This is a genomic window from Pseudonocardia yuanmonensis, from assembly GCF_039542425.1.
GTDB lineage: Bacteria > Actinomycetota > Actinomycetes > Mycobacteriales > Pseudonocardiaceae > Pseudonocardia > Pseudonocardia yuanmonensis.
On sequence record NZ_BAABIC010000004.1, the window covers coordinates 166,816 to 181,675 of the forward strand.

The following is a 14,860-nucleotide window of genomic DNA, read 5'->3' on the forward strand; positions in this document are numbered from 1 at the left end:
GGGCGTCACTGCTCCTCGCGCGCCCCCGGTCGTCGGGGTCGACGGGTGCCGGCCGCGGCCGGCACCGCCGGCGACCGGGGCGCAGGTGGTGGGGATGCGCGTCTGTCCGGCCCAGTATCGCCCGCCCGGGAGCCCCCGCGAGTGAGATCGGTCACCTCGTGGCCCCGATGGGTCAGCCCACGAGCTCCTCGTCCGTGCGGAAGACACGCCGGTAGTCGGCCGGGGCGACCCCGACGACCTTGCGGAAGTGGTGGCGCAACAACGTGGCGCTGCCGAACCCGCAGCGGGCGGCCACCGCGTCGACGGGCAGGTCGGTGTCCTCGAGCAGGCGCCGCGCGTGCAGCACCCGCTGCCGGGTGAGCCAGCGCAGCGGGGTCGTGCCCGTCTCGTTCACGAAGCGGCGCGCGAAGGTCCGCTCGGACATCGTGGCGCGCCTGGCCAGGTCCGCGACGGTGTGCTCGCGGTCGAGGTGCGTCAGCATCCAGTCGAGCAGCGGGCCGAGCGAGTCGGCGGAGTGCTCCGGCACCGGCCGGTCGATGAACTGCCGCTGCCCGCCCTCGCGCTGCGGCGGCACGACCATCCGGCGGGCGATCCCGTTGACGACCGCGCTGCCGAGCTCGCGGCGGACGAGGTGCAGGCAGGCGTCGATGCCGGCGGCGGTGCCCGCGCTGGTGATGAGGTTGCCGTCGTCGACGTAGAGGACGTCCGGGTCCACCTCGACCGTCGGATACCGCTCGCGCAGCTCCTCGACGCTGTGCCAGTGGACGGTGACCTTGCGCCCGTCGAGCAGCCCGGCCGCGGCCAGCACGAACACGCCGGAGCAGACGCTGAGCAGGATCGCGCCGGCCGCTTCGGCCTCCCGCAGGGCCTGCAGCGCCTCCTCCGGGAACTCCCGCATCCGGGTGGCGGGGACGGCGACGAGATCGGCACCGCGGAGCCCCTCGAGCCCGTACTCCGGCACGACCTGGACGCCCCCGGTGGTGCTGACCGGCTTCCCGGCCTCCACGCCGCAGACGCGGTACTCGAGGACCGGCAGCCCGTCGTCCGAGCGGTCCATGCCGAACACCTCGCACAGCACGCCGAACTCGAACACGGCGAGCTCGGGCATCAGGAGCACGGCGACGCTGCGCAGCATGCGCGCCAGCATAGTGGCGGCATCTTTGCGTAGGGTGTCTTCCCTGCCACTTCTGGCAGGAAGTGACCTGGAGCAAACTTCCTGCCATGACCGCATCGATCCTCGCCCTCGCCGCCCTCGTCGTCCTCGGCTGGAGCCTGATTCGTGCCCACCGGGACGGACGACGCCGCTTCCGCCTCGCGCAGTTCCGCCCCGCGGCCCCGTTCGCCGGCGTGCTGCCCGCCGACCGCGACCGGGAACGCCTCCTCGCGGACCTGCGCGCGCTGCCCGACTCGCCGGCCGACATCGAGACCCGGCTCCGGATCTAGATGCCCGCCCCGACGGGCCGGCCCCACCGGGGTCGGCCCGTCGGCGTGTTGTCGACGTGTTCAGGACCGGTGGAACTCCGTGAGCCGCTCCGCCTCCTCCGCGACCTCCCGCGCCACCGCGGGGCGCAGCTCCGTGAACGGCGCCGGCACCACCCGCCCGTCCGTGAACCGCCAGGTGCCGGCCACCCGGCCGTCGACAAGGAAGGTCGGGGTGGACTGCGGCATCCGCGTGGCGAACACCTTCTCCCGGTGCTCCGCGGGCAGGATGCCCGCCCGCGTCGCGTGCCCGAGCAGCAGCACCGCGTCGAAGGTCGACAGGAACCGCACGGGCGCGGGCTCGTCGGCCGCCGGGATCGGCAACCGCGGCAGGTCGACCAGCTCGCCGCCGGCGGGGTCGCGGAACCGGCGGGTGTCCAGCCGCGTGAGCACGGCCCGCGCCTCGGTCACCGTCCACCCGGCGTACCGGGCCAGGTCCTGCGCCGAGGCCGGCCCGAACCCGCGCAGGTAGCGCTCGGCCAGGAGCTCCTCGCCGCTGGCGCGGTCGGCCCCGTCCGCCGGCACCCAGTGCTCGGCCAGCCCGTAGACGTGCGCCCGGGGCGACCCCCAGGTCCCCGCCGGCGGGACGCGGACCAGGTCGAGCCACAGCTGCACGCCCTGGAACGCGACCTTCGGGAACCCGTCCGCCACCAGCCGCGCGACGATCTCCGCCTGCTTCAACGGCCCCTCGGCCAGATAGCCGCGTACGGCGGCGGCCACGGCCGGCATGTCGAGGCCCGCGGCCTCCTTCTGCGCGCGCAGCCACCACCGCCGCCGCGGCTCGCGCACCGCCTCGGTCAGCGGCGCGAGGTCGGCCGCCGACACCATGTGGATGGTGCAGCGCATGACCCAGGCCTGGACGATCCGGCGGCCGGTCAGCGCGTCGGTGAGGTCCTCGCGGCGGAAGTCCCGCAGCCGCGACCACAGCCCGACGTACCCCGACGGCGCGTACTGCGTCTGCAGCCCGCCGACCCGCTCGACGGCGCGTTCCGGTCCGATGCCCGCCCGTTCCAGCAGCAGCTGCCGCGCCAGCAGCGCGCGGTTCAGCTCGCCCCACGACAGCACCCGCTCCCCCACGCCGGGCACTGTCCCACCCGCCCCCGACAGAACGGGAGGTTCAGCCCGCGGAGGTGGCCAGCCCGGCGGCCGGCAGGGGCAGGGCGAACCGCTCGCGCAGGGTGCGCAGCGGGGTCCGGTGCGCCCGCAGCAGCGGGACGACGTCGTCCGCCACCTTCTCCAGCCCGCGCGGCCGGGCGGGGAGGAAGACCACCCCGTCCGCCCCGGTGCGGGCGACCTCGCGGGCCAGCGACGCCAGCCCCGCGGAGCCGGAGTGGTGGAGCCCCTCCCCCGCCCCGACGCCGACGTCGACCAGCACGCGCAGCGTGGCCGGGTCCCGGCCCGCCTCGGCGGCCGCGCCCTCGACGTCGAGCCGGCGCATCGCGGCCTCGGCGACCGAACCGGCGGAGATCCGCACGACGTCCGCGCACCGGGCCGCCACCGGCAGCGCCTCGGGCTCGTCGGCGCGGACCACCACGACCGGCCCGCCCTGCGGCGACCGCGGTACGGGGATGCGGTCGCGCACCTGCACGAACTCGCCGCTGAACCCGGACCCGCCGGACCGGAGCCGGTGCGCCGCCTCCACGACCTCCGCGGCCTCGGCCCACAGCTCGGCGGACGGGGTGGGCGCGACGCGGTCCGTGACCACGACCTCCCACCCGGCCCGGCCGAGCGAGGCGGCGTCGAGCGCGGCCACGGCGTCGTGCAGGGCGACGGCGTCGGCCCCGGTGGCGGGCACCTGCGGCACGAGCCCGGTGCCCGGCACGCCCGGGGCCACCCGCAGGGCGACCGCGAGGGCGTCGAGCGGGGGCTGCACCGCGGCAGGTCCGGCGACGGGTCCCGGACCGGGGCCGGCGGGCGGATCGGCGAGGAACAGCACGTCGACACCCCGGGCCGCCAGGGTCAGGCGCTCCAGGTGCCGTCCGGGATCGGTCCCCTCCCCGCACGGCTGCACGCCCAGCACGATCGGTCGCTCGGCCACGGGGCCCCCCGGGTCTACGTCGGCGCCTGGCTCGGCGCATCGGGTGTCAGGCCCACCATCGCAGCACGGCTGGCGGTTCCCGCGCCCGGCGGGGTCACCCCCGTACGCCCTTCAGGTCCGCCTCGACCGCCGCGGCGCAGGCGCGCAGGTGCGGGAGGGCCTCGTCACGCAGCCACGCGGTGCTGTTGCGCAACGCGTGGGTGCTGACGTTGGCGGCCGCGACGACGGTGCCCGCGGCGTCCCGGATCGGCACGGCGACCGAGCGCAGCCCGTCCTCCAGCTCCTGGTCGACGAGGCAGTAGCCGGCGGCGCGGACGTCGCCGAGCACGTCCCGCAGGGTGTCCCGGTCCGCGACCGTGCGGTCGGTCAGCGGCTCGAGGGCGCCGAGCCGGGCGTCGAGCTCGTCCGGCGGCAGGGCGGCCAGCAGCACCCGGCCCATCGAGGTGGCGTAGGCCGGGAAGCGGGTGCCGACGGTGATGGACACGGCCATGATCCGGGCGGTCGCGACCCGGGCGACGTAGACGACGTCGTCGCCGTCGAGCACGGAGACCGAGGCGGACTCGTGCACCGTCTCGACCAGCTCCTCCAGGTGCGGGGCGGCCAGCTCGGGCAACGACAGTGCCGAGAGGTAGGAGTAGCCCAGCTCCAGCACGCGCGGGGTGAGCGCGAAGAGCCGCCCGTCCGTGCGGACGTACCCCAGCTCGACGAGGGTGAGCAGGAACCGGCGCGCGGCCGCGCGGGTCAGCCCGGTGGCGCGGGCGACGTCCGACAGGGTCTGCGCCGGGTGCGCCCCGTCGAACGCCTTGATCACCGACAGCCCGCGGGCGAGCGACTGGACGTGCTCGGCCCGGACCGCGTGGTCGGCGGGGTCGTGCTCGGGACCGGTCGCGCTCACCGGGCCTCCAGGATGCGGTCGACGAGCTCGGCGGCGTGCCCGGTGTCGGGCTCGCCGTCGGTGGTCGCGGCGAGGTTGCGGCGCATGGCCTCCGGGCGGACCTGCAGGCCCTCCAGACTGGTGCGCAGCCGGGCCGCCGCGCCGCCGGTGACCGCGAGCAGGTCGGTCAGCGTGCCCCACTCCGCGTGCCAGGCGCCGGCCGCGCGCTGGTGCTCGTGGTCCATCGCGGCGAGCAGCGTCGCGACCAGGCCGGGGGCCCGGCGCGCCGACGCACGCGCGGTGATCGCGGCGATCGGGTTCCGCTTGTGCGGCATGGACGACGAGTCGCCGGGCGCGGCCTCCGAGACCTCGCCGACCTCGGTCTGCGACAGCAGCACCACGTCCGTCGCCGGCTTCGCGCACGCTCCGGCCGCCACCCCCAGCGCCGCGGCCAGCGCGCCGATCCGGGTGCGCTCGGTGTGCCAGGGGACCCCCTGCGGGGCGAGGCCCAGCAGGTCGGCGACCGCGTCCGCCACCGCGGGACCGTGCGGGTGCGAGGCGGCGAGGGTGCCGGCCGCACCGCCGAACTGGACGGGCAGCGCGTCGACCCGGGCGCCGAGCTCGCGGGCCGCCGTGTCGAGCCCGGCGGCCCAGCCCGCGGCGACCAGCCCGAACGTTGTCGGCAGGGCCTGCTGGCCGAGGGTGCGGGCGATGGTCGGGGTGTCGCGGTGGGCGGCGGCGAGCCGGGCCGCGGCGCCAGCGGCGGCACGCAGGTCCGCGAGCGGGGTCGGCGCCGCGCGGCGGACCAGGAGCACCAATGCGGTGTCCATGACGTCCTGGCTGGTCGCACCCGGATGGACCGCACCGCTCGCCCCGCCCGCGGCCTTCCGGAGCAGGCGGGCCAGCGGGATCACCGGGTTGCCGCCCTCGACGGCCGCGGCGGCCAGCTCGTCCGGCACGTCCGGGTCCGCCGCCAGCCGGTCGGCCGCGGCCGCGACCTCCTCCGCGTCGTCCGGCCGGACGAGGGCGTACCGTGCGGCGGCGCGGGAGAGCGCGACCTCGACGTCGAGCAGCGCGCGGACCCAGGCGGCGTCGTCCAGGTGCGCGGCGACGGCGTCGGCGCCGGAGAGCGGCGCGAGCAACCCCGTGTTCGTCATGCGCACGACCGTACGGCATGCGTCCAGCGGCGTCGGGGACAATGGCGTCGTGACCCGCCCCCGCTACCGCACCGTGCTCCTCGACCTCGACGGCACCCTCGTCGACTCCGCCCCCGGCATCCTCGGGACCCTGCGCACCGCGTTCGACCAGGTCGGCGTGCCGTGGGACGACACCGTCATCGGCCGGCACCTGCTCGGCCCGCCGCTCTACGAGTCCCTGCCGCCGCTGGTCGGCGCGGAGAACGCCGAGCAGATCCTCGCGCTGTACCGGCCGCTCTACCGTGAGAGCGGCCTGCTCAAGTCGACCCCGTACCCCGGCATCGAGGACCTGCTGCGCGCCCTCGTCGCCGCCGACGTGCGGCTCGGCCTCGCGACCAGCAAGGCCGAGCCGGCCGCCCGCGAGATCATCGCCAACCAGGGCTGGACCGAGCTGTTCACCGCCATCACCGGCGACACCGTCGACGCCCGGCGCCCGAGCAAGGCCGCCGTGGTGGAGGAGGCGCTGCGCCGCCTCGACTCCCCCGCGCCGGACGAGACGATCATGGTCGGGGACCGGCTGCACGACGTCGTCGGGTCTGGTCGGCACGGTATCTCGTGTCTGGGCGCGGGCTGGGGCTACGGCGAGCCCGGCGAGCTCGACACCGCCGGCGCGATCGCGGTCTACCCCACCGCCGCCGAGCTGCAGGCCGCACTCCTCTGACGTCGCCCCCACCCAAGACAGGAGCGAACGGCGCTCTCGCTCACTAGATATGAGCGAGAGCGCCGTTCGCTCATTCCCCAACCGTTCGCCATACGAACTCTTGTGCGAGATGCGAACGCGGGGTACGGTGCCATCCCATGGACAAGGTGGTGGCGTCGGCGCGCGAAGCGGTCGCCGACATCGGGGACGGCGCGTCCCTGGCCGTCGGAGGCTTCGGCATGTCCGGCGTCCCGACCGCGCTGATCGCGGCCCTGCTCGAGCAGGGCGCGACGGACCTCGAGACGATCAGCAACAACCTGGGGGTGGACGGCTTCGGACTCGGCACCCTCCTCTCCGCGGGCCGGATCCGCCGGACGATCGGCTCCTACGTCGGCAACAACAAGGAGTTCGCCCGGCAGTACCTCGCCGGCGAGCTCGAGCTGGAGCTGACCCCGCAGGGCACGCTCGCCGAGCGGCTGCGCGCCGGCGGCGCGGGCATCCCGGCCTTCTTCACCCCGGCGGGCGTCGGCACCCTCGTGAGCGACGGCGGCCTGCCGTGGCGCTACGCGGCGGACGGCACGGTCGCGGTGAAGTCCCCGCCCAAGGAGGTCCGCGAGTTCGACGGCGTGCGCTACGTGCTCGAGCGTGCCATCGTCCCGGACTTCGCGCTGGTCCACGCCTGGAAGGGCGACCGGCACGGCAACCTCGTCTACCGGCGCAGCGCCCGCAACTTCAACCCGGACTGCGCCGCCGCGGGCCGGATCACCATCGCGCAGGTCGAGCACCTCGTCGAGCCCGGCGAGATCGACCCGGACGCGGTGCACACCCAGGGCATCCACGTCCAGCGCGTCGTGCACGTGCCGGACGCGGAGAAGCCGGTCGAGTTCAGGACGGTGCGCTCATGAGCGAGCGTGCGAGCGAATCATCGATACAGCGTCCGAGCGAAGCGTCGAGCTCGCACAGCGAGGGAGAACGATGAGCCTCACCAGGGACCAGCTCGCGAAGCGGGTGGCCGACGAGCTGCCCGACGGCTCGTACGTCAACCTCGGCATCGGCATGCCCACGCTGGTGCCCGACCACATCCCGGGCACCCGGACCGTGGTGCTGCACAGCGAGAACGGCATCCTCGGCGTCGGGCCCTACCCGACGGACGACGAGGTCGACCCGGATCTGATCAACGCCGGCAAGGAGACCGTCACGGTCCTGCCCGGCGCGAGCTACTTCGGCTCGTCGGACAGCTTCTCGATGATCCGCGGCGGCAAGGTCGACGTCGCCGTCCTGGGCGCCATGCAGGTCAGCGCGACCGGCGATCTCGCCAACTGGGCCATTCCCGGCAAGATGATCAAGGGGATGGGCGGCGCGATGGACCTCGTCCACGGGGCGAAGAAGGTCATCGTGATGATGGACCACGTCTCCAAGGACGGCTCGCCCAAGATCCTCGAGCAGTGCACGCTCCCGCTCACCGGGGTGGCCTGCGTGAACCGGATCGTCACCGACCTCGCCGTGATCGACGTGACCGACGAGGGCCTGAAGCTGGTCGAGACCTTCGGCGTGAGCGAGGACGAGGTCCGCGAGAAGACCGGCGCCCCCCTGCTCTGACCCACCGGGTCTGACGCACGAACGGCACTCTCGCTCACTAGGAATGAGCGAGAGTGCCGTTCGCTCAGGCGACCAGCAGGACGACGAGGGTGCGGGGGCCGTGGACGCCCTCGACCCGGTCCAGCTCGATGTCGCTGGTGGCGCTCGGCCCGCTGATCCAGGTCAGCGGGCGGGCAGGGTCGAGGCGGGCCACCGCGGAGGTGACGTCGGCGACCACCTGGTCCGCCCGCACCACGCAGACGTGCAGGTCCGGCACCAGGGTGGCCGCGCGCCGGCCCTGTCCCGGGCCGTGGTCCAGCACGATCGTCCCGGTCTCGGCGATCCCCAGCGCGGCCGTGGTCAGCACGCCGTCGACGCCGTCCAGCTCGGCGGTCGTCAGGTCGTCGTCCAGGATCGCGTCGGCCTGGCGCAGCTCCTCGGGCAGGTCCGCGGGCACCAGCAGGCGCGGGACGCCCTGCAGCGCCGCGGCGAGATGGGTCGACAGGTCCTCGGGGGTGCAGCGCACCACGGTCGCCTTGTAGTCGGCGACCCGCTCGGCGAAGAGCTCCACATCGTCGGGCGTGGTCGGCCGCGGCTCCGGCCGGTCCACGGCGACGTCGGCCGGGGCCTCGGCGGCCGGGACGTCGCGCAACGCCCGCCGCACCCGGCCCAGGACCTCCTCGCGCGCGCTCACTTCGCTCCCCCGTTCTCGCTCCGGCCCCCGTCGGTGCGTGCCCACCAGGCCCGGAAGGACTCGGGCGCGGGCACCGGCACGTCCCGCGCGTCGGACCAGGCCGCGGCCGGCCCCGGCAGCGCGCCGAGCACCCCGCGTCCTCCCGGCGCGCGCCGCTTCGTGCCGCGCAGGACGCGCCCCACCGCGCCGGACACCTTCTCCGCCGCGGCGGTCCGCCGCGCGTCGGCCAGCGCCCACGAGGCCGCCTTCATCGCCAGGTTCTGCACCTTGAGCTCGCCGCGGTGCGCGTCGACGACCTTCGTGCGCAGGTGCACCAGCACCTCCGGGATGTCGATCCGCACCGGGCACACCTCGAAGCAGGCCCCGCACAGGCTCGACGCGTACGGCAACGAGTCGAGCTGCGCCCCCTCCTCGCCACCGCGCCCGATCCCGCGCAGCATCGGGGTGAGGATCGCGCCGATCGGCCCGGGGTAGACCGAGCCGTAGCTGTGCCCGCCGGTGCGCTCGTAGACCGGGCACACGTTGAGGCAGGCCGAGCAGCGGATGCAGCGCAACGCCTGCCGGCCGACCTCGTCGGCGAGGACCTCCGTGCGCCCGTTGTCGAGCAGCACGACGTGCACCTCCTGCGGCCCGTCGCCCGGGGTCACGCCGGTCCACATCGAGGTGTAGGGGTTCATCCGCTCGCCGGTGGAGCTGCGCGGGAGCAGCTGCAGGAAGACGTCGAGGTCCGCCCACGTGGGCACCAGCTTCTCGATCCCCACCACGCTGACCAGCACCTCGGGCAGGGTGAGGCACATCCGGCCGTTGCCCTCGCTCTCGACGACGGCGAGCGTGCCGGTCTCGGCGACGGCGAAGTTCGCGCCGGACACCGCCACCTTGGCGCGCAGGAACTTCTCCCGCAGGTGCGCCCGGGCGGCCGCCGCCAGCTCGGCGGGCATGTCGGTGAGGTCACGCGGCGCCGCCTTCCCGTGACGGCCCATCTCGCGCAGGAAGATCTCGCGTACCTCGGAGCGGTTGCGGTGGATCGCCGGGACCAGGATGTGGCTGGGCAGGTCCTCGCCGAGCTGCACGATCAGCTCGGCCAGGTCGGTCTCCCAGGCGTGGATCCCGGCGGCCTCCAGGGCCTCGTTGAGCCCGATCTCCGCCGTCGCCATGGACTTGACCTTGACGACCTCGTCCGTGCCGTGACCCCGGGCGATGTCGACGACGATCCGGTTGGCCTCGGCGGCGTCGCGCGCCCAGTGCACGGTGGCGCCGGCCCGGGTCAGCGACTCCTCGAGCTGCGCGAGGTAGGTGTCCAGGTGCCGGAGCGTGCGGTCCTTCAGGGCCGCACCGGCGCGCCGCAGCCGCTCCCACTCCTCGACCTCGCCGACGACGGCCGCGCGCTTGGCCCGGATCGTGCCGGTCGCGTGGGCGAGGTTGCGGCGCAGCTGGGTGTCGCCCAGGGCGGCGCGCGCCGCGGTCGGGAAGGCCGGGGTGCCGAGGAAGGTCGCGCTCACCGGGCACCCCCGGTCGCGAGGGCGGCGCTCCCCGCGGACCCGCGGTCGGCCTCCCGCGGCGGCTCCTCGATCACCGGCTCGGTCGAGGCCAGCACCTCGGCGAGGTGCATCACCCGCACCCCGGACCGCTGCCGGGAGAGCAGGCCGCCGATGTGGGTGAGGCAGGAGTTGTCCCCCGCGACCAGCACCTCGGCGCCGGACTCCCGCACGTGCCGCGCCTTGTCCGCGCCCATCGCGATCGAGGTCTCCGAGTTCTTCACCGCGAAGGTCCCGCCGAACCCGCAGCACTCGGCGGCGGCCGGCAGCTCGACGAGCCGCAGCCCGCGCACCGCCTCCAGCAGCCGGGTCGGGCGGTCGCCCACGCCGAGCATCCGCAGGGAGTGGCAGGTCGGGTGGTAGGTGACCCGGTGCGGGAAGTACGCCCCGACGTCGACCGCGCCCAGGACGTCGACCAGGTACTCCGAGAGCTCGTACACCGGCGGGGCCTGCTCGACCGCCCGCACCAGCCCGGGGTCGCCGGAACGTTCGGCCACCAGGCGGTGCTGGTGGCGCACCGAGCCCGCGCACGAGCCGGACGGCACCACGACGGCCTCGTACCCGGCGAAGGCCTCCAGGTGCCGGCGCAGCAGCGGGACGGCCTCGTCGAGGTAGCCGGTGTTGACCATCGGCTGACCGCAGCAGGTCTGCGCGGCCGGGAAGTCGACCTCGACGCCCAGCCGGCGCAGCAGGGTGACGACGGCGCGGCCGGTGTCGGGGAACAGGGCGTCGTTCAGGCAGGTGACAAGCAGGCCGACGGGCACGGTGCCTCCGGTGGTGGACGGAGTGTGAAACCAGGTCGTGACTATGGTCGGACCTTAGCCCGCACGCTACGCTCGCGTCCACCGAGGGGGTGGAGATGGCGGCACCACGCTGGGACCAGGTCCAGCGCGTCCCGACCTACGAGCTCGTGATCGAGCGGATCGAGGAGCAGCTCGTCTCGGGGGCGCTCGGCCCGGGCGACCGGCTGCCCCCGGAGCGCGAGCTGGCCTCGATGCTGGGCGCGAGCCGGCAGGCGGTGCGCGAGGCGCTGCGCGTGCTGCAGGCCCAGGGCGTCGTGCGGTCGCAGCAGGGCACCGGCAGCGACTCCGGCACCGTGATCGTCCCCGCCCCGGCGAAGGCGCTCTCCCGGCTGCTCAAGGTGCACCTCGCCGTGAGTTCCTTCCCGGCCGAGGACCTCACCGGCGCGCGGGTGATGCTGGAGCGGACCAGCGCCGCGTCGGCCGCCGAGCGGCACTCCCCCGCCGATCGCGTGCGCCTGCGCGAGGCGCTCGCGGCGATGGACGCCGACCTCCCGCGCGAGGAGTTCAACCCGCTCGACACCGCCTTCCACGTGGCGATCGCCGAGTCCGGCGGGAACCGGCTGGTCAGCGAGCTGACCGCGGCGATCCGCGAGTCGCTGCGGGGCGCGCTGCTCGACGGGATGCGGGCCGAGGAGGACTGGCCCGGCCTGCGCGCGCAGCTGCGCCGCGAGCACCGCGGGATCCTCGACGCGATCGAGGCGGGCGACGCCGCGCGGGCCGCCGAGCGGATGGAAACACACATCCGCGCCTTCCACCGCCGCCTGCCGTGATCAGGTGCCCGGGTCGTCGTCCGGTGGCGGGGTGGCGGCCGATCCCGCCCGCCGGGCCCGGTCCTCGAGGTAGCGCTTCTCGGCGAGGTTGAGGGTCGCGCGGGCGGCCCTCCGGAAGTGCTCGCGCGCCGCCTCGTGGTCCCCGAGTCGGTCCAGCAGGTGGGCGCGCACGGCGTCGGGCCGGTGGTGCCGCGCCAGCCGCCTGTCGCCGGCCACCCGGTCCAGCACCTCCAGCCCCCGCTCGGGGCCGTACGCCATCCCGACGGCGACGGCCCGGTTCAGCGTGACCACCGGGTTGTCCGTGCACTCCTCGAGCAGCCGGTAGAGGATCTCGATCTGCCGCCAGTCGGTGTCGGCGTCCGTCGGCGCCTCGGCGTGCACGGCCGCGATCGCCGCCTGCAGCTGGTACGGGCCGACCTCGCGACGGGCGAGGGTGCGCTCGAGCAGCGCGGTGGCGTCGCGGATCGCGGCGTGGTCCCAGCCGGCGCGGTCCTGCTCGGCCAGGGGGATCATCCGGCCGTCGGCGTCCGTGCGGGCGTCCCGTCGGGCGTCGGTGAGCAGCATGAGGACGAGCAGCCCGGCGACCTCGCCGTCCGCGGGCAGGAGGCGGTGCAGCATCCGGGTCAGCCGAATCGCCTCGGCGGACAGGTCGACCCGCGTCAGGCCGGGACCCGCACTGGCCGTGTAGCCCTCGTTGAAGATCAGGTAGAGCACGTGCAGGGCGGCGGCCAGCCGCTCGGTCCGCACGTCCGCGGGCAGGGTGAAGCCGCCGCCCGCGCCGATCGTGGCCTTCGCCCGGCTGATCCGCTGGGCCATCGTGGCCTCGGGGACGAGGAACGCGCGGGCGATCTCGGCGGTCGTGAGTCCGCCGACGGCGCGCAGCGTCAGCGCGATCCGGCTCGCCTCGGTGAGGTCCGGGTGCACGCAGAGCAGCAGCATCTCGAGGCTGTCGTCGATTGCCGGCGCCTCGAGGTCGACGGTCCCGGCGGGATCGACGGCCACCGCCTCCTCCCGGCGCCGGCGCGCGCTGTCGCTGCGCCACAGGTCGGTGAGCCGGCGGCGGGCGACGGTGACCAGCCAGCCGACCGGCTCCTCCGGGATCCCGCTCTCCGGCCATGCCGTCGCCGCCGCGAGCAGGGCCTCCTGCACGGCGTCCTCGCACAGGTCGAACTGGCGGAACCGGGAGACGAGCACGCCGAGGACCTGCGGCGCACACTCGCGCAGCAGGTCCTCGAGCGTGCGGTCGGTCATCCCTCAGGACTCCTCGGGCTCCGTGAGGCCGAAGCCCGCGGTGAAGACGACCGGGCGCACCTCGACCGCGAGCCCCTCGATGCCGGCGTCGGGGATCTTCGCGGCCAGCTCGTACGCCCGCTCCGGGGTCTCGACGTCGATCACGTAGAAGCCCCCCATGTACTCCTTGGCCTCCACGAACGGCCCGTCGGTCACCGTTGTCGCGCCGTCGCGGACGGACACGACCGCACTGCGGGAGGGATCGGCCAGGGCCTGCGTCCCGATCAGCTCCCCGGTGCGGGTGATCTCCTCCATGAACCGCCCGTGCCCGGTCTCGATCTCGCGGCCCTGCGCCTCGGTCAGGCTCTCCAGCACGGCCGGGTCGATCTGCATGATGAGCAGGTACTTCACGACGTCTCCTCTCGTCGGCGGCGCCCGGCGGGCGTCCGTCGTCAGCACGTACGGAGCGGGCGGCCCGCACTCGACATCCTGCCCTGAGTGACGTCGGTCACAGGTCCGCCGAGCCTCGGGCCGGCTCGCCGGCGTGGTCGCGGGATCGTCCTCCGGGAGGCGGTGACCGGCTCCGGCACGACGACGCGGCGCCGCTCGGCCGATCCCCGCTACCGTCTCGCCCGATGAGTACTCCCGCGCTGCAGCGCCGGCTGGGCACCTTCGACGCGACCGTGATCGGGCTCGGCTCCATGGTCGGCGCGGGGGTGTTCGCGGCGTTCGCGCCCGCGGCCGCCGCGGCCAGCTCCGGGCTCCTGATCGGACTCGCCCTCGCCGCCGTCGTCGCGTGGTGCAACGCGACGTCCTCGGCCCAGCTCGCCGCCCGCTACCCGCGGTCCGGCGGCACGTACGTCTACGGCCGGGAGCGGCTGGGACCGTGGTGGGGGTTCGTCGCGGGGTGGGGTTTCGTCGTCGGCAAGACGGCCAGCTGCGCGGCGATGGCGCTGACGGCGGCGGCCTACCTCGTGCCCGTCGCGTGGCAGCGGCCGGTGGCGGTGCTCGCCGTCGTCCTGGTCACCGGGGTCAACCTCGCCGGCGTGACGCGCACGGCGCGGCTGACCCGGGTCCTGGTCGCGCTGGTGCTGCTCGCGCTGGCCGCGATCCTGCTGACCGCGGCGGTCCGCGGGCCGCTGCAGCCCGCCGACCTGACCGGCCCGTCCGGTGTCTACGGCATCCTGCAGGCCGCCGGCCTGCTGTTCTTCGCGTTCGCCGGGTACGCGCGCGTCGCGACGCTCGGCGAGGAGGTGCGCGACCCCGCACGCACCATCCCCCGGGCGATCACCCTCGCCCTCACCGGCGCGGTCGTGGTGTACGCGGCCGTCGGCGTCGTGCTGCTGCTCGTGCTCGGCCCGGAGCGGCTGGCCCGCTCCACCGCACCGCTGGCCGAGGTGCTCCCGCCCGGCGCGGCCTGGGTCGCGGCCGTCGGCGGTGCGCTCGCCTCCCTCGGCGCACTGCTGGGGCTCGTCGCGGGCGTGGGACGGACCGTGCTGGCGATGGCACGGGAGTCGGACCTGCCCGGGCCGCTCGCCGCGGTCCACCCGCGACGGTCGGTGCCGCACCGCGCGGAGATCGCCGTCGCCCTGATCGTGGTGGTGCTGGTGTCCACGGTGGACCTCCGCGGCGTGATCGGCTTCTCGTCCTTCGGCGTGCTGCTCTACTACTTCGTCGCCAACCTCGCCGCGGTCGGGCAGCCGGCCGCGGAGCGCCGGTACCCGCACGCCTTCCAGTTACTCGGCATGGTCGGTTGCGCCGTGCTCGCCGCGACCCTGCCGTGGACGTCGGTGGTGGTCGGAGTGGGGGTCGTGGCCGTCGGGGTGGGATACCGGTGGGTGCGGCGGCGGACGGGCTGACGCCCGGGCCCGAACCAGTCCCGGGACCTTCGTCCCGCATCTGCGGACCGAGCGGCCCGCAGACGCTGATCGGTCGGCCTCTCCTGGGGCAACCGGGGGCCAGCGACGCTGATCACGCGCACCCTCGACACCCGGCCGCGGCAGGCGATGCCCCCCGACCGCCG

The 14,860-nt window shown here is 75.2% G+C and carries 16 protein-coding genes; 6 read left to right on the forward strand and 10 right to left on the reverse strand.

Annotated features, from left to right (window positions below):
• Nucleotides 1–172 precede the first annotated feature (172 nt).
• Nucleotides 173–1,135, reverse strand: a complete 963-nt coding sequence (locus ABD990_RS07360; RefSeq protein ID WP_345379261.1) for a helix-turn-helix domain-containing protein — start codon at nucleotides 1,133–1,135, stop codon at nucleotides 173–175.
• 86 nt (nucleotides 1,136–1,221) lie between these two features.
• Between ABD990_RS07360 and ABD990_RS07365 the strand changes: the two genes are divergently transcribed.
• Nucleotides 1,222–1,443, forward strand: a complete 222-nt coding sequence (locus tag ABD990_RS07365; RefSeq protein ID WP_345379262.1) for a hypothetical protein — start codon at nucleotides 1,222–1,224, stop codon at nucleotides 1,441–1,443.
• 60 nt (nucleotides 1,444–1,503) lie between these two features.
• On the opposite strand, the gene ABD990_RS07370 is transcribed toward ABD990_RS07365, so the two are convergent.
• From ABD990_RS07370 to ABD990_RS07385, 4 genes are all read right to left on the reverse strand, one after another.
• Nucleotides 1,504–2,556: a winged helix DNA-binding domain-containing protein gene (locus tag ABD990_RS07370; protein WP_345379263.1), complete on the reverse strand. Its 1,053-nt coding sequence runs from the start codon at nucleotides 2,554–2,556 to the stop codon at nucleotides 1,504–1,506.
• Nucleotides 2,557–2,596: 40 nt separating this feature from the next.
• Nucleotides 2,597–3,517 carry an LLM class flavin-dependent oxidoreductase gene (locus ABD990_RS07375; protein ID WP_345379264.1) on the reverse strand — a complete coding sequence of 307 codons (921 nt, stop codon included), beginning with the start codon at nucleotides 3,515–3,517 and terminating at the stop codon, nucleotides 2,597–2,599.
• Between the two features lie 94 nt (nucleotides 3,518–3,611).
• Complete coding sequence (locus tag ABD990_RS07380) at nucleotides 3,612–4,412, reverse strand: IclR family transcriptional regulator domain-containing protein (protein WP_345379266.1); 801 nt, start codon at nucleotides 4,410–4,412, stop codon at nucleotides 3,612–3,614.
• Nucleotides 4,409–5,548: a lyase family protein gene (locus ABD990_RS07385; RefSeq protein ID WP_345379267.1), complete on the reverse strand. Its 1,140-nt coding sequence runs from the start codon at nucleotides 5,546–5,548 to the stop codon at nucleotides 4,409–4,411. The genes ABD990_RS07380 and ABD990_RS07385 overlap by 4 nt, the downstream gene beginning before the upstream one ends.
• Nucleotides 5,549–5,597: 49 nt before the next feature.
• On the opposite strand from ABD990_RS07385, the gene ABD990_RS07390 reads away from it, so the two are divergent.
• The 3 genes from ABD990_RS07390 to ABD990_RS07400 all read left to right on the forward strand — a co-directional run bounded on the left by ABD990_RS07390 (nucleotide 5,598) and on the right by ABD990_RS07400 (nucleotide 7,826).
• Nucleotides 5,598–6,248 carry an HAD hydrolase-like protein gene (locus tag ABD990_RS07390; protein WP_345379269.1) on the forward strand — a complete coding sequence of 217 codons (651 nt, stop codon included), beginning with the start codon at nucleotides 5,598–5,600 and terminating at the stop codon, nucleotides 6,246–6,248.
• A 137-nt stretch (nucleotides 6,249–6,385) separates the two neighbouring features.
• Nucleotides 6,386–7,132 (forward strand): CoA transferase subunit A, encoded by a 747-nt coding sequence (locus ABD990_RS07395; protein WP_345379271.1) that lies wholly within the window; start codon nucleotides 6,386–6,388, stop codon nucleotides 7,130–7,132.
• 70 nt (nucleotides 7,133–7,202) lie between these two features.
• On the forward strand, nucleotides 7,203–7,826 hold the full coding sequence (locus tag ABD990_RS07400; protein ID WP_345379272.1) for a CoA transferase subunit B: 624 nt from the start codon (nucleotides 7,203–7,205) through the stop codon (nucleotides 7,824–7,826).
• A gap of 64 nt (nucleotides 7,827–7,890) precedes the next feature.
• Here the strand turns inward: ABD990_RS07400 and ABD990_RS07405 are convergent, their stop codons facing one another.
• Genes ABD990_RS07405 through ABD990_RS07415 form a run of 3 tightly spaced genes read right to left on the reverse strand, consistent with a single transcriptional unit; the run spans nucleotide 7,891 to nucleotide 10,798 of the window.
• Nucleotides 7,891–8,499 carry a LutC/YkgG family protein gene (locus ABD990_RS07405; RefSeq protein ID WP_345379274.1) on the reverse strand — a complete coding sequence of 203 codons (609 nt, stop codon included), beginning with the start codon at nucleotides 8,497–8,499 and terminating at the stop codon, nucleotides 7,891–7,893.
• Complete coding sequence (locus tag ABD990_RS07410; RefSeq protein WP_345379275.1) at nucleotides 8,496–9,998, reverse strand: lactate utilization protein B; 1,503 nt, start codon at nucleotides 9,996–9,998, stop codon at nucleotides 8,496–8,498. Before ABD990_RS07410 ends, ABD990_RS07405 begins: the two co-directional genes overlap by 4 nt.
• A complete protein-coding gene (locus tag ABD990_RS07415) occupies nucleotides 9,995–10,798 on the reverse strand; it encodes a (Fe-S)-binding protein (protein ID WP_345379277.1) in 804 nt (267 codons plus the stop codon). The genes ABD990_RS07410 and ABD990_RS07415 overlap by 4 nt, the downstream gene beginning before the upstream one ends.
• Before the next feature lie 95 nt (nucleotides 10,799–10,893).
• Between ABD990_RS07415 and ABD990_RS07420 the strand changes: the two genes are divergently transcribed.
• On the forward strand, nucleotides 10,894–11,607 hold the full coding sequence (locus ABD990_RS07420; RefSeq protein WP_345379279.1) for a FadR/GntR family transcriptional regulator: 714 nt from the start codon (nucleotides 10,894–10,896) through the stop codon (nucleotides 11,605–11,607).
• On the opposite strand, the gene ABD990_RS07425 is transcribed toward ABD990_RS07420, so the two are convergent.
• Nucleotides 11,608–12,858 (reverse strand): RNA polymerase sigma factor, encoded by a 1,251-nt coding sequence (locus ABD990_RS07425; protein ID WP_345379281.1) that lies wholly within the window; start codon nucleotides 12,856–12,858, stop codon nucleotides 11,608–11,610.
• Nucleotides 12,859–12,861: 3 nt separating this feature from the next.
• Nucleotides 12,862–13,248: a YciI family protein gene (locus ABD990_RS07430; RefSeq protein WP_345379282.1), complete on the reverse strand. Its 387-nt coding sequence runs from the start codon at nucleotides 13,246–13,248 to the stop codon at nucleotides 12,862–12,864.
• A gap of 224 nt (nucleotides 13,249–13,472) precedes the next feature.
• Here ABD990_RS07430 and ABD990_RS07435 point away from each other — a divergent pair, with 224 nt between their 5' ends.
• Nucleotides 13,473–14,696 (forward strand): APC family permease, encoded by a 1,224-nt coding sequence (locus tag ABD990_RS07435; protein ID WP_345379283.1) that lies wholly within the window; start codon nucleotides 13,473–13,475, stop codon nucleotides 14,694–14,696.
• Nucleotides 14,697–14,860: the final 164 nt, after the last annotated feature.